Annotated in this window: 17 protein-coding genes; 7 read left to right on the forward strand and 10 right to left on the reverse strand. The window is 52.3% G+C overall.

What is annotated here, in order from left to right; translation table 11 throughout:
* Positions 1-131 precede the first annotated feature (131 nt).
* Positions 132-1472, forward strand: coding sequence for an ATP-dependent RNA helicase RhlE (gene rhlE, locus FDX09_RS13875; RefSeq protein WP_137347375.1), 1341 nt, complete (start codon positions 132-134; stop codon positions 1470-1472).
* A gap of 67 nt (positions 1473-1539) precedes the next feature.
* Here rhlE and FDX09_RS13880 read toward each other — a convergent pair whose 3' ends face one another.
* The gene (locus FDX09_RS13880) at positions 1540-2274 is read right to left on the reverse strand and encodes a GntR family transcriptional regulator (RefSeq protein WP_087857599.1); all 735 of its coding nucleotides are present in this window, start codon (positions 2272-2274) and stop codon (positions 1540-1542) included.
* A 202-nt stretch (positions 2275-2476) separates the two neighbouring features.
* Here FDX09_RS13880 and FDX09_RS13885 point away from each other — a divergent pair, with 202 nt between their 5' ends.
* The 5 genes from FDX09_RS13885 (at position 2477) to FDX09_RS13905 (ending at position 9903) form a co-directional block, all read left to right on the forward strand.
* Entirely contained in the window at positions 2477-3829 is a 1353-nt protein-coding gene (locus tag FDX09_RS13885) for an adenylosuccinate lyase family protein (protein ID WP_137347376.1), read from the forward strand.
* Between the two features lie 33 nt (positions 3830-3862).
* The gene (locus FDX09_RS13890; RefSeq protein WP_121528796.1) at positions 3863-5284 is read left to right on the forward strand and encodes a DASS family sodium-coupled anion symporter; all 1422 of its coding nucleotides are present in this window, start codon (positions 3863-3865) and stop codon (positions 5282-5284) included.
* A 177-nt stretch (positions 5285-5461) separates the two neighbouring features.
* Positions 5462-7612 (forward strand): ATP-dependent DNA helicase DinG, encoded by a 2151-nt coding sequence (dinG, locus tag FDX09_RS13895; protein WP_137347377.1) that lies wholly within the window; start codon positions 5462-5464, stop codon positions 7610-7612.
* A 28-nt stretch (positions 7613-7640) separates the two neighbouring features.
* Positions 7641-8609 carry a DNA-binding protein YbiB gene (ybiB, locus tag FDX09_RS13900; RefSeq protein WP_137347378.1) on the forward strand — a complete coding sequence of 323 codons (969 nt, stop codon included), beginning with the start codon at positions 7641-7643 and terminating at the stop codon, positions 8607-8609.
* A 163-nt stretch (positions 8610-8772) separates the two neighbouring features.
* Positions 8773-9903 (forward strand): malate/lactate/ureidoglycolate dehydrogenase, encoded by a 1131-nt coding sequence (locus FDX09_RS13905; protein ID WP_137347379.1) that lies wholly within the window; start codon positions 8773-8775, stop codon positions 9901-9903.
* Between the two features lie 52 nt (positions 9904-9955).
* On the opposite strand, the gene ybiJ is transcribed toward FDX09_RS13905, so the two are convergent.
* From ybiJ to mcbA, 3 genes are all read right to left on the reverse strand, one after another.
* On the reverse strand, positions 9956-10216 hold the full coding sequence (ybiJ, locus tag FDX09_RS13910; protein WP_006685371.1) for a DUF1471 family protein YbiJ: 261 nt from the start codon (positions 10214-10216) through the stop codon (positions 9956-9958).
* A 301-nt stretch (positions 10217-10517) separates the two neighbouring features.
* Positions 10518-10784: a DksA/TraR family C4-type zinc finger protein gene (locus FDX09_RS13915; protein ID WP_003831562.1), complete on the reverse strand. Its 267-nt coding sequence runs from the start codon at positions 10782-10784 to the stop codon at positions 10518-10520.
* A 143-nt stretch (positions 10785-10927) separates the two neighbouring features.
* Positions 10928-11188: a DUF1471 family periplasmic protein McbA gene (gene mcbA, locus FDX09_RS13920; protein WP_069323210.1), complete on the reverse strand. Its 261-nt coding sequence runs from the start codon at positions 11186-11188 to the stop codon at positions 10928-10930.
* Between the two features lie 211 nt (positions 11189-11399).
* On the opposite strand from mcbA, the gene rlmF reads away from it, so the two are divergent.
* On the forward strand, positions 11400-12326 hold the full coding sequence (gene rlmF, locus FDX09_RS13925; RefSeq protein WP_137347380.1) for a 23S rRNA (adenine(1618)-N(6))-methyltransferase RlmF: 927 nt from the start codon (positions 11400-11402) through the stop codon (positions 12324-12326).
* Here the strand turns inward: rlmF and ybiO are convergent.
* From ybiO to rhtA, 6 genes are all read right to left on the reverse strand, one after another.
* Positions 12323-14560, reverse strand: a complete 2238-nt coding sequence (gene ybiO, locus FDX09_RS13930) for a mechanosensitive channel protein (RefSeq protein ID WP_137347381.1) — start codon at positions 14558-14560, stop codon at positions 12323-12325. The genes rlmF and ybiO overlap by 4 nt on opposite strands.
* Positions 14561-14677: 117 nt before the next feature.
* Positions 14678-15400, reverse strand: a complete 723-nt coding sequence (gene glnQ, locus FDX09_RS13935) for a glutamine ABC transporter ATP-binding protein GlnQ (protein ID WP_042309588.1) — start codon at positions 15398-15400, stop codon at positions 14678-14680.
* Positions 15397-16056, reverse strand: a complete 660-nt coding sequence (gene glnP, locus FDX09_RS13940; RefSeq protein WP_006685364.1) for a glutamine ABC transporter permease GlnP — start codon at positions 16054-16056, stop codon at positions 15397-15399. The genes glnQ and glnP overlap by 4 nt, the downstream gene beginning before the upstream one ends.
* A 135-nt stretch (positions 16057-16191) precedes the next feature.
* Positions 16192-16938: a glutamine ABC transporter substrate-binding protein GlnH gene (glnH, locus tag FDX09_RS13945; protein ID WP_038639115.1), complete on the reverse strand. Its 747-nt coding sequence runs from the start codon at positions 16936-16938 to the stop codon at positions 16192-16194.
* A gap of 365 nt (positions 16939-17303) precedes the next feature.
* Positions 17304-17807: a DNA starvation/stationary phase protection protein Dps gene (gene dps / locus FDX09_RS13950; RefSeq protein WP_038639118.1), complete on the reverse strand. Its 504-nt coding sequence runs from the start codon at positions 17805-17807 to the stop codon at positions 17304-17306.
* A gap of 303 nt (positions 17808-18110) precedes the next feature.
* On the reverse strand, positions 18111-18998 hold the full coding sequence (gene rhtA / locus FDX09_RS13955; protein WP_085047462.1) for a threonine/homoserine exporter RhtA: 888 nt from the start codon (positions 18996-18998) through the stop codon (positions 18111-18113).
* Between the last annotated feature and the right edge of the window lie 142 nt (positions 18999-19140).

Below are 19140 nucleotides of genomic sequence, written 5' to 3' on the forward strand. Positions count from 1 at the left end.
GATAATTTATGCGGTACATCACAAAAACTGCTACACTCCGCCCCTTCATGACATTGTGGTTTTTGTCATCTCTATTGTGTGTATCTCCCTGAAAACGACACCGGTAACGGTCAGGGCGGTTCGGAGTTGTTATGTCTTTTGATTCCCTTGGTTTGAACCCTGAGATTTTACGTGCCGTTGCCGAGCAGGGTTACCGTGAACCTACCCCTATTCAGCAGCAGGCGATCCCCGCCGTGCTGGAAGGCCGCGATCTGATGGCCAGCGCCCAGACCGGTACGGGGAAAACAGCAGGCTTTACCCTGCCGTTGTTGCAGCATCTTGTGACTCATCAGCCGCATGGTAAAAGCCGTCGTCCGGTTCGTGCGCTGATCCTCACGCCGACTCGCGAGCTGGCGGCCCAGATTGGCGAAAACGTACGTGATTACAGTAAGTATCTCAATATTCGCTCGCTGGTGGTTTTCGGCGGTGTCAGCATTAACCCACAGATGATGAAGCTGCGTGGCGGCGTAGATGTGCTGATTGCCACCCCGGGTCGTTTGCTCGATCTGGAACACCAGAATGCGGTGAAACTGGATCAGGTAGAGATCCTGGTGCTGGATGAAGCTGACCGCATGCTGGATATGGGCTTTATTCATGACATTCGTCGCGTTCTGGCGAAACTGCCGGCAAAACGCCAGAACCTGCTGTTCTCGGCAACGTTCTCTGACGATATTAAATCGCTGGCCGAAAAGCTGCTGCATAACCCGCTGGAAATTGAAGTGGCGCGTCGTAATACCGCGTCCGAGCAGGTGACTCAGCATGTGCATTTCGTGGATAAAAAACGCAAACGTGAACTGTTGTCGCAGATGATTGGTCAGGGCAACTGGCAGCAGGTGCTGGTGTTTACCCGTACCAAACATGGTGCGAACCATCTGGCGGAACAACTGAATAAAGACGGCATTCGCAGCGCGGCGATCCACGGTAACAAATCTCAGGGGGCGCGTACGCGTGCGCTGGCCGATTTTAAATCCGGTGATATTCGCGTGCTGGTGGCGACCGATATTGCCGCGCGCGGGCTGGATATTGAAGAGCTGCCGCACGTGGTGAACTACGAGTTGCCAAACGTCCCGGAAGATTACGTGCACCGTATTGGTCGTACCGGCCGCGCGGCCGCCACCGGCGAAGCGTTGTCTCTGGTGTGCGTCGATGAACACAAACTGTTGCGTGATATCGAGAAGCTGCTGAAAAAAGAGATCCCGCGTATTGCAACGCCGGGCTACGAGCCAGACCCGTCTATCAAAGTTGAGCCGATTCAGAACGGTCGCCAGCAGCGTGGCGGCGGTCGCGGCCAGGGCGGAGCAGGACGTGGCCAGCAGCCGCGTCGTCAGGATGGCGGCGCGCCGAAAGGGAAACCGCGTAGCGGCGAAGGCAAACCGGCAGGCGATAAACCTCGTCCACCGCGCCGTCCGCGCAGACCGTCTTCAGCACAGTAATTTACCTGCTGTATGACAGTATAAACATGCTATCCGGTCTACACATTGTGTAGGCCGGCCAGGTCAATCATTCCCCTGAGCTTTGCGATTTCAGCACGATTGAGCAGGTATAGCGTCCTGCCGGATGAACAGAAATCGTCGTTTCAAAAACTTTTCCTTCCCTGTCCAGATAGCGGCGGACAATTCTCATCGCCGGAGAATCAGGTGCTACGTTAAGGATTTTTGCCATCTTCTTAGGCACACCAACAGCCGTAATCGTCTGGTGAACTTCATGACTTTTAATACCGTAGTGCGTTTCGATCAGATCGCTAATTAACGAGTGCGGATCATCGCGGATGTACGTGCGCAGCTTGGCGTAGTCCGTGCTGGCGTAACTGTCGGTCCAGCAAATTGGCGCGTCCGGGTTTTGCGCATCTTCACGGGTACTGGCAATGTGCAGCCATCGGGAACCTGGCGGGCAGCCAATCAACTGGGACAACTCTATGTCCGCCACAATCTCATCGATTTTCTTGATGACGCGCAGATTGTTCCTGGCCAGCAGCAGCAGATCCTCAAGATGCGATAGCGGATGATTGACGCCGTTAGCCTTAGGTTCGCAAACGCGGGTTCCTGCGCCTTTACGCCGTGAAATCAAACCTTGCTCTGTTAATTCCCTTAGCGCCTCACGCATGGTGTGGCGGCTGACCTGCCATGTTTCGCACAGTTCCATTTCCGTAGGAAACAGCGAGCCGGGGGCAAAGGTTCCCACCGAAATTTGCTGTGCCAGTTCACGTGCTATTCGCTTGTACAGAGATTCTTTCATCGCAGTTTCATCAAAATATTAGTGATCTTTATCACGAAAATTTGTACGGACTATTCCCTACATTTCTTATGAATACTATAAATGTCCGTACATTTAAATGTACGGACATTTGATAATGTCTGGACATTGTGGCGGCGTTTGAATATCCAACAAACCGCCGTAAACAAGCATCTTATCATTATCAGATTTTCCAGGGGGATTTATGGCTTCGAATGTACTTGATTCTGTTCTGTTCAGGGATTCTTTCGGCACACCGGCGATGCGCGCGGTGTTTGACGATCGCGAGCTGGTGCGCAAATACGTGGAAGTAGAAGTTGCGTTGGCTAAGGCTCAAGCGCGCTGTGACGTAATACCTGAGGCGGCGGCGCAGGAAATTGCCGAGAAATGTAATGCCGACACGCTCGATTTTGATTTATTGCGCCATGAAACTGAAATAGTGGGGTATCCGATCCTACCGCTGGTGCACCAGATTTCTAAACAGGCTGGCGAGTCCGGCGGCTATGTGCACTGGGGGGCAACCACTCAGGACATTATGGACACCGCGGTAGTCCTACAAATTCGTGATGCGTTCACGTTAATTGAGACCGATATAAACAAACTTCGTGCGACGCTCGCAGACCTCGCACGTCGCTACCGTGATACGCCAATGGCCGGGAGAACCCACTTACAACAGGCTTTGCCCGTGACCTTCGGTTATAAAGCGGCCATCTGGCTGGATATGTTTGAACGCCACGCGGAACGTCTTACCCAGGCGCGTCCTCGTGTTCTGGTCGGCGAATTTGCGGGTGCAGCTGGTACGCTGGCATCGTTGGGGGATAAAGGGCTGGCGGTACAAAAAGCGATGATGGAAGAGCTTGGACTGAATGTTCCAACGTCCACCTGGCACGTCGCGCGTGATGGTTTTGCCGAAGCGGTTAACTTGTTAGCGGTGATTACTGGTTCGCTGGGTAAGATTGCCTACGACGTAATGTTGCTGGCAGCCAATGAGTTTGGCGAGCTGTATGAGCCGTTTGTTAAAGGGCGTGGCGCCAGCAGTACCATGCCGCAGAAACGCAACCCGATCTCCAGCGAACTGATGCTGGCCTGTGCTAAAGGCGTGCGTCAGCAAGCGGGACTGATGCTGGATGCGATGGTGCAGGACCTGGAACGGGCGACCGGGCCGTGGCATGCGGAATGGATTGCTATCCCGGAAAGTTTCGTCCTCAGCGCAGGGGCGTTGCATCAGGCCAATTTTATGCTGGCGGGGCTGATAGTCGATGAAGCGGCGATGAAACGTAACCTCGGTATGACCAACGGCCTGATTGTGGCTGAGGCGGTCATGATGGGACTGGCGCCATACATCGGTCGTCAGGATGCGCATGATGTTGTGTACGACGCCTGCCGTATCGTCAACGAACAGGGGGGGCGACTGGCTGATGTGCTGAATGCGATGCCATCTGTTGCAGAACGACTGGATCCGCAGTTGATTGAGAAACTGACCGACCCGGCAAACTACCTGGGAATGGCACCCGCGATGGTCGATCAGGTGCTGGCCAAATATATGTCGCAGAAATGAAGGTTCTCGGGCTAACGGAATAAGGATATTTTTATGTCAACGAATTCTGTCGCGGGAAAATCCATTCTGGCGTTCCTGATACCGCTGGCGATTGGGGGGATAATTTGGTTTTATCCCGTACCTGATGGTCTGACGCCTCAGGCCTGGCATATGTTTGCTATTTTTGCCGCGACCATTGCCGCCATTCTTACCCAACCGCTCCCTTCGGGGGCGGTAATGCTGATTGCGCTTTGTGTGGTGATTTTTACCAAGACCTTGCCAGAGGCGAAAGCGCTGTCAGGGTTTGCTTCCGGTACGGTATGGCTCATCTTCTGCGCCTATGTTCTTTCTCTGGGGTTTGTTACCTCAGGGCTCGGGAAACGTATCGCGTATAAAATGTTATCGCTATTTGGCGGCAGTAGCCTGGGTATTGCCTATTCGCTGGGGGTATCCGATCTGATTATGGCTCCGGCAATGCCGTCAGTGACAGCCCGTTCCGGAGGGATTATTTTCCCTATCACTCGTTCAATCAATGACGTATTAGGTTCGGCTCCGGGAGTAACCGGCAAGCGTATTGGTGATTTTTTAACCATGGTGTGCTTTCAGTTTACGCCCATTACCGGGGCGATATTCCTCACCGGGATGGCGGCAAATCCGCTGGTGGCGAGTCTGGCTAAATCCTCATTAGGCGTCGAGATAACCTGGGGCGGGTGGTTTGTTTCCGCTGTTGTTCCTGCGATGGTCTGTTTCTGTTTGATGCCGCTTCTGGTCTATAAGTTGCTGGATCCTGAGCTTAAACGTACGCCAGAGGCAAAAGCGATGGGTAAGCAGGCGCTCGGTGAACTCGGTGCGATGAGCAGTAACGAGAAAAAGGTCGCGTTTGGCTTTGTGTTGGCATTGGTCGGCTGGGGCACCAGCTTAATCACGGGATTATCGGCAACCTCGGTCGGACTGGGATTGGCCGCTTATCTTTTCGCCTCTGGCGCAGTCAGTTGGAAAAGCCTGCTCAATGACCATGCAGCGTGGGACACGGTAATCTGGTTTAGCGTCATTATTAGCCTGGCGACCGGTCTTGCCGATCTGGGCTTTATTAAATGGATGACGATCAAACTGGGCAGCGGTATTCAGGGATTTGGCGCGATAGAGTCCTTTGTTTTGCTGGGGATCCTGTATATTTATGTCCACTATCTCTTTGCCACGGCGACCGGCCATGTCGCTGCGCTGTATGCCCCTTTTGCGGCCACGGCGATCGCTGCTGGCGCACCGCCGATGATGGTGGCGATCTGCTTTGGTATCTTCAGTAATCTGATGTGGGGCAATACGGAATACGGTGGTGGACCTGGCCCCATCTATTTTGCCCAGGGCTATTTTGAACGCCCGCGCTTTTACAAAATCAACCTCTGTGTGGTGACGGCAAATGTCATTATCATTTTTGCCGTGGGTATGCTGTGGTGGAAGTTACTGGGATATTATTAGCCGACGCGTTTATTCGGCCTGCAATGTACCTGACTGTAGGCCGAATAGGGTGTAAGCCGCCTTCCGGCAATTTAAGTCCGCGCTGCGAAGCGCTTTCCAGAATGGGGGAAAAAGGTACATCCAGCGCCTGAAATGTGCCACAATAGTGGCTGTTTATACAGTATTTCAGGTTTTCTCATGGCACTTACGGCTGCGCTGAAAGCGCAAATTGCCGCCTGGTACAAGGCGCTTCAGGAACAGATCCCCGACTTTATCCCCCGCGCACCGCAGCGGCAGATGATTGCTGACGTTGCGAAAACGCTCTCCGGGGAAGAAGGGCGGCATCTGGCGATTGAAGCGCCGACTGGGGTGGGGAAAACCCTGTCCTATTTAATTCCGGGAATCGCCATTACCCGGGAAGAACAAAAAACGCTGGTGGTGAGTACCGCCAACGTCGCCTTGCAGGATCAGATCTACAGCAAAGATCTGCCGTTACTGCGCAAAATTATTCCTGACCTGCGTTTTACCGCCGCGTTCGGTCGTGGGCGCTATGTCTGCCCGCGTAACTTAGCGGCGCTTGCCAGTACCGAACCTAATCAGCAGGATCTGCTGGCTTTTCTCGACGATGACCTGACGCCAAATAACCAGGAAGAGCAAAAGCGCTGCGCCAGGCTGAAAGGCGACCTCGACACCTATAAATGGGACGGGCTGCGCGATCACACGGATATCGCTATTGATGACGGACTTTGGCAACGCCTGAGCACCGATAAGGCCAGCTGTCTGAATCGTAATTGTCACTATTATCGTGAATGTCCTTTTTTTGTCGCCCGCCGTGAGATTCAGGAAGCCGAAGTGGTGGTTGCCAACCATGCGCTGGTGATGGCCGCCATGGAAAGTGAAGCTGTTTTGCCGGAGCCGAAAAACCTGCTGCTGGTGCTTGATGAAGGACACCACTTGCCGGACGTTGCGCGCGATGCGCTGGAGATGAGTGCGGAAATCAGCGCCCCCTGGTATCGACTGCAGTTGGATCTGTTTTGTAAGTTAGTGGCTACCTGCCTTGAGCAGTTTCGCCCCAAAACCACGCCGCCGTTGGCAAATGCCGAGCGTCTGAACGGCCACTGCGAAGAACTGTATGAACTGATTTCTTCACTTAACAATATTCTTAATCTGTATATGCCTGCCACCCAGGAAGCAGAACACCGTTTTGCGATGGGTGAACTGCCAGCGGAAGTAATGGAGATATGTCAGCGCCTGGCGAAGCTCACAGAAATGCTGCGCGGTCTGGCTGAACTGTTCCTCAACGATCTCAGCGAAAAAACCGGCACTCACGATATTGTGCGTCTGCATCGGGTTATTTTGCAGATGAACCGGGCGCTGGGTATGTTCGAAGCGCAAAGCAAGCTGTGGCGGCTGGCCTCGCTGGCGCAGTCGTCAGGCGCTCCGGTGAGTAAATGGGCGACGCGTGAAGTGCGTGACGGGCAGATCCACGTCTGGTTCCACTGCGTGGGGATCCGCGTGAGCGATCAACTGGAAAGACTGCTGTGGCGCAGCGTACCACATATTATCGTTACCTCCGCCACGCTGCGCTCGCTCAACAGCTTTTCGCGTCTACAGGAGATGAGCGGCCTCAAAGAAAAGGCCGGTGACCGCTTCGTCGCGCTGGATTCTCCGTTTAATCATGTTGAGCAAGGCAAAATTGTTATTCCTCAGATGCGCTACGAACCGTTGATAGAGAACGAAGAGCAGCATATTGCGGAAATGGCTGCCTATTTCCGCGAACAGCTGGAAAGCAAAAAGCATCAGGGCATGCTGGTGCTGTTTGCCAGCGGTCGGGCGATGCAGCGTTTTCTTGAGCACGTCGCCGATCTACGTCTGCTGTTGCTGGTCCAGGGCGATCAGCCGCGCTATCGTCTGGTGGAGCTACACCGCAAACGGGTACAAAACGGTGAGCGTAGCGTGCTGGTGGGTCTGCAATCTTTTGCCGAAGGTCTGGATTTGAAAGGCGACCTGCTGACGCAGGTGCATATTCATAAAATCGCCTTTCCGCCAATCGACAGCCCGGTAGTGATCACCGAGGGTGAGTGGCTGAAAAGCCTGAATCGTTATCCTTTCGAAGTACAGAGTTTACCGGCCGCATCGTTTAATTTAATCCAGCAGGTCGGGCGACTCATCCGTAGCCACGGCTGCTGGGGGGAAGTCGTTATTTATGACAAGCGTTTATTGACCAAAAGCTACGGCAAGCGTTTACTGAATGCGTTACCCATATTTCCGATAGAGCAACCTGCTGTGCCAGACGTTATAGTAAAACCAAAAGAAAAAGCGAAACCCACGCGCCGCCGCAGGCGTTAACGATGTGAGCAACAGCAAGGAGTTATCGATGGATTACCGCAAAATCATCAAAGAGATTGGGCGAGGGAAAAATCACGCGCGTGACCTGGATAAGGATACTGCTCGCGGACTGTATACCCATATGCTGAACGGCGATGTACCAGAGCTTGAGATGGGCGGCGTACTGATTGCGCTACGTATTAAAGGCGAGGGTGAAGCGGAGATGCTGGGCTTTTACGAAGCGATGCAGAATCATACTATTCGCTTGACGCCGCCGGTTGCTAAACCCATGCCCATTGTTATTCCCAGCTATAATGGCGCACGCAAGCAGGCGAATCTGACTCCGTTGCTGGCAATTTTACTGCACAAGCTGGGCTTCCCGGTAGTGGTGCACGGCGTCAGTGAAGATCCAACCCGCGTGCTGACAGAAACCATTTTCGAACTGATGGGCATTACGCCAACGCAGCATGCGGGGCAGGCACAGGCAAAACTCGATGGTCATGAGCCGGTGTTTATCCCGGTGAGCGCGCTGTGTCCTCCGCTGGAGAAACAGCTGGCGATGCGCTGGAGAATGGGCGTGCGTAACAGCGCGCATACGCTGGCTAAACTCGCCACGCCGTTTGCTGAAGATGCCGCGCTGCGTCTTGCCAGCGTGTCGCATCCGGAATATGTATCGCGCGTGGCGAAATTCTTTAGCGACATCGGTGGCCGTGGCCTGTTGATGCACGGTACAGAAGGCGAGGTGTATGCCAACCCGCAGCGCTGTCCGCAGATAAGCCTGATCGATTCATCCGGTGTGCGAGTGTTGCAGGAGCGTCAGAGTGAGATGCCCGACGAGCCGGTACCGCTGCCAGTGGCAAAAGATCCGGAAACTACCGCGCGCTGGATTGAACGTTGTCTGGCCGGTAGCGAGCCTGTTCCGGCCTCGTTGAAAATTCAGATGGCCTGCTGCCTGGTCGCAACCGGCGAATCTTCCTCGCTGGCTGAAGGCCTTGCTCGCGTCGGGCAAAGCTTCTAATTTTCTTGTTCCCCCCGACAGGTCATTTACCAGGCCTGTCGGTTCATCCTTTGCATCAACGTGAAATTTCTGCACGTTTATTGATCTCCTGACTGCCGTGGCGCAGCATAGTTTGTTGAAAAATAAGAAACACAACAAACACGCGACACAACAGGAGATAACAATGAACAGTGGACATCGCTTCCATGTGCCAACGCTGCACGCCTTTATTCAGGCCGTTTTTCACCAGATGGGGAGTAACGAGCAGGAAGCGCGGCTGGTGGCCGATCATCTGATTGCCTCTAACCTCGCCGGGCACGACTCCCACGGCATCGGCATGATCCCAAGCTATATTCGCTCCTTCTCGCAGGGACATCTGCAGATCAACCGTCATGCCAAAGTGGTTAAAGATGCGGGGGCGGTGATTACGCTTGATGGCGATTGCGCATTTGGTCAGGTGGCGGCGCACGAGGCAATGACGCTTGGGATTGAAAAAGCGCGCCAGTACGGTATCGCCGCCGTGGCGTTACACAATTCGCACCATATCGGACGCATTGGTTACTGGGCGGAACAATGTGCGGCGGCAGGTTTTGTCTCGGTACACTTTGTGAATGTGGTGGGCATACCGATGGTCGCGCCGTTCCACGGCCACGATAGCCGTTTTGGCACCAACCCTTTCTGCGTCGTTTTTCCGCGTAAAGATACTTTCCCGTTGTTGTTGGACTATGCAACCAGCGCCATCGCTTTTGGCAAAACCCGCGTGGCATGGCATAAGGGGGAACCGGTGGCTCCGGGATGTCTGATTGATGCCGAAGGAGCGCCGACAACCGATCCTGCTGTGATGCAGGTCTCTCCGCTGGGGTCGTTGCTGACCTTCGCTCAACACAAGGGTTATGCGTTGGCGGCGATGTGCGAAATTATGGGCGGCGCGCTTTCTGGTGGTAAAACCACACATGAGGAGAGCCTGCAGACCAGTGCGGACGCCATCATTAACTGTATGACCACCATTATTATTAACCCGGAACTGTTCGGCGCACCGGATTGCGATAACCAGGTCGCGGCATTTACTGAGTGGGTAAAAGCGTCCCCACATGCCGATGACGCCCCGATCCTGTTGCCAGGTGAGTGGGAGGTGAATACTCGTGAGGAAAGGCTGGAACAAGGTATTCCGCTGGATGCCGGAAGCTGGCAGGCAATCTGCGAGGCGGCGTTGCAAATAGGGATGCCCGACACCGTGTTACAGGAATTCCGTCAACGGCTGAAACACCAGGCAAAAAAAAGCCCGTCCAGTGGCGGACGGGCAAACAAAGGGTAACAAACAGGGTCAATGAGGGTTGGAGCATTGGGTCGTACAGGTAATCTTTCGGTTATTTGTAGATAACCGCGGTGCCGCTCATTTTGTCGTTGCCGACAGCGGAGGTGATGTTGTAACCCGTTGCGCCGGCAGCGGCGGCTTTCTCAGCCAGTTTTGCTTCCAGACCATCCAGCGTGGTGGCGCCATCAGCAGATACCACACCAATTTTATTCATGCTTTGTGCCTGAGTGGAGGAAACCGGCTCGGCAGCGAAAACGCCAAATGACAGGGTAGAAAGGGCGATGGCGGCAACGGCAAATTTAATATTTTTCATGATTAATCTCTCGCAGGTTTGTTCTGTTAGTCAGTGTTCTGGTAAGAAGACGTTGTTTCGTCGATGTGAGAAGTATCACGTTTTTTTATGCGAGAGAAAATCGAATAGAATTGACGGCGTCAATCAAAAAAATTGAATGACAAATAACTTATTGAATATTAATAAATTCGAAAGAGGGATTTACAGTTCTTGTCACTGCGCTTTACAGTGAAAGCGACAACGGCACATTTTGCTACACAGCATGCGAAAAAGCGTGCTCGTAAAGGAAATTATCTGCGCTGAAACTTTTGGTAAAGATAAGTCAACGTAGCTGGCTGTCTTTCGAACCTCTGCGATTATATCCTGAAAATGCTGAGTTATGTGAATCTTTATCCTGCTGACAGGCTATGCATAAGCGTACGCCTGGCACTGCCTCACGTCTGGCCTGCGGGATAGGATTACCGCACTCTTCGCATTCATACAGACTTTCCCCGGTCGGTAATTCACCACGGGCACGGGCAACAGCATCTTCAATAGTATTGTTGATCTGCTCGTTAACTGCGTCGTCATTTGCCCATCCGGATGCCATATGTACCTCCTGTTATTGTCTACAGAATAAGTATAGCGAATATGATGGCTGAAAAACGACCACACATCAGCGGTATCAGATTTCAGACCATTCGCGCAGGAAACTGCATTCGTGATGAATGCAGTTGGGCTGAAGTGGAGGGGTTACTTATAGATAGTGGCGCTACCGTACATCTGGTTTTTACCGCCTGCAGAGTTAACGACAAAGCCTTTTGCGCCTTGTTCTTTTGCTTTCTCTGCCAGCTTGTCTTCGAGATCGCTCAGGTTCGTGGCGCCGGTAGCGAATACTGTACCTGAGGCCTGGAGCTGACCGGTTGCTGGGCTGGTGTTGGGCTGTGCGGCAAAGGACGCGAACGTCATACCGGTTAGTACGGTAGCGGCAAGTAATGTGAGGCATTTCTTCATGGTGATATCCTCTGAGAAACAACAGGTGGTGCCTGATAAGTTTAGGCCGCCAGCGGAAGACATTAACCGCAAAAAACTGGTGATAACATGTCTGTTTTTTGAACAATCAGTAAGGCAACGTACAGGCATAAAAAATCAAATATCCTTGTTGTGTGTGTTTACCGCGTGGCGTTATGCGGGTATCTTACGCCGCTGTTAAAAGGAGAATGCTATGTCCCCCCAGAAACCGGGATTACACCCGCGTAACCGCCACAATGGCCGTTATGATCTTGCGACTTTATGCCAGGTTACACCCGAGTTGACGCAATTTCTCACCCTCACGCCCGGCGGCGAGCAGAGCGTTAACTTCGCCAATCCGCAGGCAGTGAAGGCGCTCAATAAAGCACTGCTGGCGCATTTTTATGCGGTGAAAAACTGGGATATTCCAGACGGTTTTCTGTGTCCGCCAGTTCCTGGTCGTGCGGACTACATTCACCATCTGGCCGACCTGTTAGGTGAAACTACAGGAACTATTCCGGTAAATGCGAGCGTGCTGGATGTAGGGGTTGGGGCAAACTGCATTTATCCGCTGATTGGCGTGCATGAATACGGCTGGCGATTCACCGGTAGCGAAACCAGTAGCGAAGCGTTTAACAGCGCTCAGGCGATTGTTAACGCCAATCCGGGGTTGACTCGCGCAATTCGTTTGCGCCGGCAAAAAGATGCAGCGTCAATCTTCACCGGTATCATTCATAAAAATGAGCAGTATGAAGCCACAGTATGCAACCCGCCATTCCATGATTCTGCGGCCTCAGCCCGCGCCGGAAGCGAACGTAAGCGTCGTAATCTGGGTCAGGACAAAGATGATGCGCTGAACTTTGGCGGACAGCAGCAGGAGCTGTGGTGTGAAGGCGGCGAAGTGGCGTTCATCAAGAAAATGATCGCCGAAAGCCAGGCCTTTGGCCGTCAGGTGATGTGGTTTACCACGCTGGTTTCGCGCGGTGAGAATTTACCTCCGCTGTATCACGCATTAACGGATGCGGGTGCGGTGAAAGTGGTTAAGAAAGAGATGGCCCAGGGGCAAAAGCAGAGCCGCTTTATTGCCTGGACCTTTATGGATAACGATCAGCGTCGTCGTTTTATGACGCGTAAACGCTAGAGCGTTGGCTCCCCTGGCGGCAGTTGTTCGCTTGCCGCCGACGGAGGGCCATTCACCGGTGCAGGCAAGACCTGATACGTCTGTACCGGGGCGCGTACGTTGGCCAGATCGAAGTGTTTTTTCACCTGGCTGTCGAGCGCGAAACGTACCGTCCACTGTTTCAGCGGCAGGGTCGTAAATGAGACCCGTAGCGTGAAAGCCGTATTGGTTAACCCCACGATCCCGGCAAACGACGGCTCGCCGATAATAAGCCCGCGAATATCGTCCTTTTCCATCAGCTCAGCGACAGCGTCTTTCAACGCCTGATTGGCTTTATCCGCATCTTCATGACGGTCGACATCGTAATTGGCGACGACTGAGCCAATGCCACGCACAAAGTTGGCGAAGGTGGTTATCGATGACCAGGGAATGATATGGTACGCCCCGGTATCCTGACGCACCCCCACAGAACGAATGGACATCCTTTCAACCGTACCGGTGAGTGGACCGATAGTGACTAAATCCCCGGTGTTCATACCATTTTCGAACTGAATGAAGATCCCGGTGATAATGTCTTTTACCAGCGTTTGCGAGCCAAAAGAGATCGCCAGCCCCAGCGCCCCGGCCCCGGCCAGCAAGGGGGCGATGTTGACGCCAATTTCGGACAGCACAATCATGATGGTAATAGTGCTGATAATCACCGCCAGCGCATTGCGGAACAGCGTTAACAGCGTGCGGGTACGGGCACTGGGCAATGGGCGACCGTGAATATCGGAAGCCAGACGATTTTCAATCAGGCTGGCAAGGATCGTCCAGCCAATGGCGGAGAAGAAAAGAATCAGCGCGATACGAATCAGGATATCCACCGTTTTCTCTCCGGCGCCGTAATGCAGCCAGTTCCAGAAGTCGAACAATCCCCAGGCATTGAGCAGCAGCATCACCGCGACGCACACCGTCAGGATCCGGGCCACACTTAACGCCGTCGACAGCCAGCCATTCAGCCGTTTTTGTAATTCCGGGTAGCTGCGCTGGGTATGTGGCGACAGGGTTATCGTTTTGGCTATCCAACGCGAAAGCATGCCGGAAACAAAGGCGGCAATGCCGATAATCACCAGGCTGCGTAACGTTGCGCCCATCATGAATTTCAGACTGTTGCCAGGGTCAAACAGCGAGAAGAAAAACAGCACAATGAAGTAAGCGCTGGCCAGCCAATGCCATACCAGCGCGAAGGCGCGGATAAACAGGCTGAAAAAGGCTAGCGATCTTTCCGCCAGATTGAGCAAATGCTGCGTGATCTCTTTCTTATTTCTGAAAATCAGATACAGCGCCCATAGCGTGATACACAGCATGATGATGACGTTTGCCATCGCACCGACCTGCACGTTGACCTGATTTGAGATAATAGGAACGGCAACAATCAGTCCGTAACCAATCAGGCTGCTTAATGAACTCAAACGGCGATTCCAGTAGCGCGCGCCGTCATCCTGAATGTTAAACGGGCGTAGCTCCGCTACCGTCGGGCAAAATATCAGACGTAAAATCGCTTTGAAGAACTCAATCAGCGCAAAGGCATTGAGGAACAGACTTTGCTGGAAAGCGATGGTGCGGCTCCCGGCGTTCATTCGATCGCTCAGAATCTGCCCTATAAACAACGTTAGCGCCAGCAGTAATAAATCGATAATAAATGCGCCGACGATCATTGCCGGAAGTTGTAGCCAGTTGCTGCGTTCGCGGTTTTTCCGTCGCGCCCATTGCCCCATTTTGCGATACAGCGGCAGCGCGCACAGGCGGATCAGCCAGTAAAACCCAAACACTGACGCTGCCAGCATTAAAAAATGGGTCAGGGCATTGGTGAAGGTTTGCGGGTTAAAGGTTTTATGCGGGGCGTCGGTGATGTTGCGGTAAAGCTGGGCAAAGCGGTCGGAAAGAACTTCACTATAGTGACGACTGACATCTGTCACGTTTTCCAACACCGTTTTTTCTTCAGTTAGCGTGGGGGGGACAATCACCGGCACGGGTTCGGGAGGAGGCGTTTCCGCGACTTTGCGCAATTGACCAATCAACTCCTGGCGCGATGCTTCATTGTCCAGTACGTCAGCCAGCGCGGCGTAAGCGGCTTTCTTTTGCTCAACATCAGGCTCTTTTGCGGGGGTGGCTTGCGGGTCGGCTGAAGTCGAGGTTGTGACGCCGGGTATCGTCACCGCGTGAGACGGTATGCTCAGCAGACAAAAGAAGATCAACAGGATCCAGCGCATGACTCCTCCCATGAGAAAATAAATTCAAAAGGATAAGTATAGATGCCAGAGCGTAAGAGAATGGAAATGAGAGGATTCTGGTGAAAACCTCCCTTCGGGCGAAGGGAGGTCAACGCATCAGGAGACGTGCTGCAAGAATTCCTGTAAACGCTGGCTGGGGGGATTTTCAATCAGGGCTTGCGGATTACCGTCTTCGGCAATACGTCCCTTATCAATGAAAATCAGACGTGAGGCCACTTTTTCGGCAAAGCCGATTTCGTGGGTCACAATCACCATGGTCATTCCTTCTTCCGCCAGATCCTGCATGACTTTCAGAACTTCGTGACGCAGTTCAGGGTCAAGCGCCGAGGTTGGCTCATCAAACAGCATCATTTTCGGCTTCACTGCCAGTGCACGGGCGATAGCCACACGCTGTTGTTGACCGCCGGACAGTTCAGAAGGGTAGTGATGCGCGCGCTCGGCCAGGCCGACCTTCGCCAGCAATTCTTTCGCCAACTTCTCTGCCTGTTCTTTATTCGCCCCGCGTACGCGCTGCGGCCCAAACATGACGTTTTCCAGCGCCGTCAGGTGGGGAAACAGGTAGAACTGCTGAAACACCATCCCGGCTTCCTGGCGAATTAACCGCTCATCGACCTTGGGATCGTTGACTTTCAGACCGTCGACGATCAGATCGCCAGAGGTTATCTCTTCCAGCTTGTTAATGCAGCGCAGCAGAGTAGATTTACCGGAACCGGACGGCCCGATGATGACCACGACTTCGCCCTGCTTAATGTTCAGATCAATATTGTGGAGAACCTGGGTAGGACCAAAGTGCTTAGAAACGTTTTTAAATTCAATCACAGGATTTTCATCCTTCTTTCCAGACGACGCAGAATGAAGCTCAGCACCAGCGTAATGATCAGATAGAACACCGCAACGGCGCTCCAGATTTCCAGTGCGCGGAAGTTACCGGCAATGATTTCCTGGCCCTGACGGGTCAGTTCAGCGACGCCAATGACGATAAACAGCGAGGTATCTTTAATGCTGATGATCCACTGGTTGCCCAGCGGCGGCAGCATACGACGCAGCGCGAGAGGCAAAATAACGTGACGGATAGTCTCTGTACGTGAAAGTCCAAGCGCCAGTCCGGCTTCACTGAATCCTTTATGGATTGAGAGCACCGCGCCGCGGGTGATTTCCGCAATATAGGCACCGGAGTTGATCATAATAGTGACAACGGCGGCGCTAAAGGGGTCAATACGTAAATCGTTAAACGCCATTGGCAGAGCGAAGTAGATAAACATCACTTGCACAACGATTGGTGTACCGCGAATGACTTCGATAAACACCAGCGCTACGTGGTTGGCTATCCAACCGCCGAAAGTACGCGCAAACCCTGCTGCAAGCCCGATTACCAGGCCGCCAGCCAGACCGAGGATCGAGATCCATAAGGTCATTTTGGCGCCTTCAATCAAAAGCGGGATGGCGGGCCAGATGGCACTCCAGTCAAACTGCATATGTCGTTCCTGTTACCGTGGTGTAAATATTCAAATGCCCGTTTTGCCAGATACGCTGTGCTTATCCGGTTACAGGTCTCAAAATCCTGGGAAAGGCCCGGTATGCATCGCGCCACCGGGCACCACTGCCAGTTATTATTTAGGTTCAGTACCGAACCATTTTTTGTAGATCTCGTTATAAGTGCCGTTCTCTTTCAGCGTTTTCAGCGCGCCGTTCACTTTCTCACGCAGGTCATTGCTGCCTTTCGGGAAGGCGATACCGTACTGCTGAGCTTCCAGCGAGTCACCTACGGCTTTAAACTGGCCGTTACCCGCGGTTTTGATGAAATAAAGAATGTTTGGCGTGTCATGCAGCACGGCGTCTGCGCGGTTGGTGCCCAGTTCCATATAGGCGTTATCGATATTTGGGAACTGACGCAGGTCTTTGGTTTTGATGTTAGCTTTTGCGTAATCAACGGAACCGGTGCCGCTCTTCACAGCAACGACTTTACCATCCAGGTCTTTCACGCTTTTAACGTCGTTATTATTCGCTTTGACCATCACTAACAGACCGCTTTTGTAGTAGCCGTCAGAGAAGTCGATCGCTTTTTTACGCTCGTCGGTGATGGTGATACCCGCCAGTGCCAGGTCGACGTTTTTGGTTTGCAGAGCAGGGATGATGCCGCTGAAATCCATTGGTTTCAGTTCATAATCCAGCTTCAATTCTTTGGCGACGGCAGCCCACAGATCCACATCAAATCCAACGTATTTGTCACCCTGTTTGAATTCAAATGGAACAAACGCGGTGTCAGTTGCGACAACCAGTTTCTTATCTGCGGCATGGGAGGACACCGCAAAAGCCAGGGTAAGTGCAGCCAGTGAAACTTTTAATACAGACTTCATAGGATTTCCTTTTATATCCACGGGGCGATCCCCTGCGAGAACATATGGCTTAATGAAAAAATCGTGCCACTTTTGCAACTCATTGTTTTAAAAAGAAGGTATTTCTTTTCTCTGCACAATAAGTAGGGCAAAGCGGATAATCTGCACTATTTTGGGGCACTCATTTGGTGCGTACCTGACACGGTGCAAACGGTATGACTATTTAGCGTAAAAATTGTTGATAAAACAATCTTTCGTTAACGATTGTGTGAGGTGATTATTACAATTAATTTACTTTGGAGTGACGAATGATCAATGTTATGCACCATAGATGTGCAAAACCCCCGCCGGAGCGAGGGTTTTATAGGTAATTCTTATGCCTACAGTTATTCAATGTTGGCTTCGATAAACCACAGGAATTTGTCGAGATCGCGTGACGCAGCGGTGAAGATATCCGCTGTATCTTCGTCTTTTGCTTCGCTAATGGCTTTACGTACGCTGTTGGCGACCACTGCATAACGATCGGCCAGCTCTTTTAAGTGGTCCTGTACGCTATGGATATCCAGCGGATAGCTTTTCAGCGGCGTTTTGCTGTTAATGACCTGGGTTGTACCCAATGCCACACCACCTAACTGTACGGCGCGCTCAGCCATGGTATCGAGATGATCGGTCAGGGCAGTACGGAAGCCATCCAGCATTTCATGGACAGCAATAAAGTTCGCGCCGCGCATGTTCCAGTGAGCCTGTTTAGTGATCAACGACAGGTCGATGAACTGGATCACTTGCTGATTCAGCAGTTCTACCGTTGCTTTCTTTTCGCTGTCTGTCACATCGTTGCGAGTATAAACGAGGGCGGATGCTTTTGTTTTTACCAGTTTTGCGGTACTCATATTTTCATATCCTCTTGATATTTATGTCCCAACTCTTCAACGGAAATAAGTATAGCGCTAATTTTGGATTTATTTTTCCGGTGTTACCTATTACTTTAATAGCGAAGAGATGAGCGGATAATAAAAATATATTGAAATCATGAGGATACATGGTTTGATTGTCATTCAATGTTATTTTTATGTTAATGTGGAAATTAAAAGAAATAGGCGAATGAGAAAAATCTATTTATTAGAAAAATTATCACGCAGATTTACAATTGGATATTCTGCATGATTATGCAAACCATGCAGAATATTAAGGGGTTAATTCACGTCAACTTGCTTAATTTGCGGTTCTTTGCGAATAGTGAGTGTAGAACCCATTGATGCGGCAATAATCGCCCCCAGGGCCAGCGTCTGGATAAGCGTTAGCGTTTCACCGAGGAAGATCATTCCCGAAACCGCAGCCAGCGCGGGTTCCATGCTCATTAACGTACCAAAAGTCCGCGTTGGCAATCGCGTTAGTGCGATCATCTCTAATGAGTAGGGGAGCGCGGTGGAGAGTACGGCCACGGCCAGGCCCAACGGCAGTATTGACCAGTGCCACAGGGCATCGCCGGCCTGAACTGCGCCAATGGGAACAAAAATCAGCGCGGCGATTAATGAACCAACCGCTACGGTTGCCGGACCATGTTCCGCGCCGGCACGCTGCCCGGTGAGAATATAAACGGCCCAACAGGCGCCAGCTCCCAGCGCCAGCGCTGCGCCGGTTAAATCCACATGAGAAACGTCCTGGCCAAGCGGTAACAGGAACCAAAGCCCAAGAACGGCCAGCGCGACCCAAATAAAATCTACAGGGCGTCGGGATGAAAACAGCGCCACTGCAAGCGGGCCGGTAAACTCCAGCGCCACGGCAATTCCCAGCGGGACAGTCTGAATAGACAGATAAAAGAGGTAGTTCATCCCGCCAAGAGACAGACCATAAAACAGCAGCGGCAGGCGCTGTTCTTTGGCAAAACGTAAACGCCAGGGTTTAAAGAAGGCGATAAGGATGAGCGTGCCCAGTGCGAGGCGCAGCGCGGTAACGCCAGGCGCACCGACGAGAGGGAACAGCGATTTTGCCAGAGATGCTCCGCTTTGAATGGAGGACATAGCAATAAGCAAAACTAAAATAGGTAACCAAACTGGCGCTTTTCGTAACGACCCCGGCATCCTTTCTCCTGACAAATGATGGTTACATCTCTTCATCTGCGCGGCGTTGCGACGCGGATGGCAAAATGTATAGAAAAGTAAAACAGCGAGTGTAATGGAAATACACTCAACTGGTTGAGTATTGGTTGAAAAAAAAATTCTT

The organism is Citrobacter sp. wls717, from assembly GCF_005280955.1.
GTDB classification, from domain to species: Bacteria; Pseudomonadota; Gammaproteobacteria; order Enterobacterales; family Enterobacteriaceae; genus Citrobacter; species Citrobacter werkmanii.

What these genes read in the sequence shown, in the direction of transcription:
- rhlE (WP_137347375.1), top strand. Translation starts at nt 132, where the DNA reads ATGTCTTTTGATTCCCTTGGTTTGAACCCTGAGATTTTACGTGCCGTT.
- FDX09_RS13880 (WP_087857599.1), bottom strand. Translation starts at nt 2,274, where the DNA reads ATGAAAGAATCTCTGTACAAGCGAATAGCACGTGAACTGGCACAGCAA.
- FDX09_RS13885 (WP_137347376.1), top strand. Translation starts at nt 2,477, where the DNA reads ATGGCTTCGAATGTACTTGATTCTGTTCTGTTCAGGGATTCTTTCGGC.
- FDX09_RS13890 (WP_121528796.1), top strand. Translation starts at nt 3,863, where the DNA reads ATGTCAACGAATTCTGTCGCGGGAAAATCCATTCTGGCGTTCCTGATA.
- dinG (WP_137347377.1), top strand. Translation starts at nt 5,462, where the DNA reads ATGGCACTTACGGCTGCGCTGAAAGCGCAAATTGCCGCCTGGTACAAG.
- ybiB (WP_137347378.1), top strand. Translation starts at nt 7,641, where the DNA reads ATGGATTACCGCAAAATCATCAAAGAGATTGGGCGAGGGAAAAATCAC.
- FDX09_RS13905 (WP_137347379.1), top strand. Translation starts at nt 8,773, where the DNA reads ATGAACAGTGGACATCGCTTCCATGTGCCAACGCTGCACGCCTTTATT.
- ybiJ (WP_006685371.1), bottom strand. Translation starts at nt 10,216, where the DNA reads ATGAAAAATATTAAATTTGCCGTTGCCGCCATCGCCCTTTCTACCCTG.
- FDX09_RS13915 (WP_003831562.1), bottom strand. Translation starts at nt 10,784, where the DNA reads ATGGCATCCGGATGGGCAAATGACGACGCAGTTAACGAGCAGATCAAC.
- mcbA (WP_069323210.1), bottom strand. Translation starts at nt 11,188, where the DNA reads ATGAAGAAATGCCTCACATTACTTGCCGCTACCGTACTAACCGGTATG.
- rlmF (WP_137347380.1), top strand. Translation starts at nt 11,400, where the DNA reads ATGTCCCCCCAGAAACCGGGATTACACCCGCGTAACCGCCACAATGGC.
- ybiO (WP_137347381.1), bottom strand. Translation starts at nt 14,560, where the DNA reads ATGCGCTGGATCCTGTTGATCTTCTTTTGTCTGCTGAGCATACCGTCT.
- glnP (WP_006685364.1), bottom strand. Translation starts at nt 16,056, where the DNA reads ATGCAGTTTGACTGGAGTGCCATCTGGCCCGCCATCCCGCTTTTGATT.
- glnH (WP_038639115.1), bottom strand. Translation starts at nt 16,938, where the DNA reads ATGAAGTCTGTATTAAAAGTTTCACTGGCTGCACTTACCCTGGCTTTT.
- dps (WP_038639118.1), bottom strand. Translation starts at nt 17,807, where the DNA reads ATGAGTACCGCAAAACTGGTAAAAACAAAAGCATCCGCCCTCGTTTAT.
- rhtA (WP_085047462.1), bottom strand. Translation starts at nt 18,998, where the DNA reads ATGCCGGGGTCGTTACGAAAAGCGCCAGTTTGGTTACCTATTTTAGTT.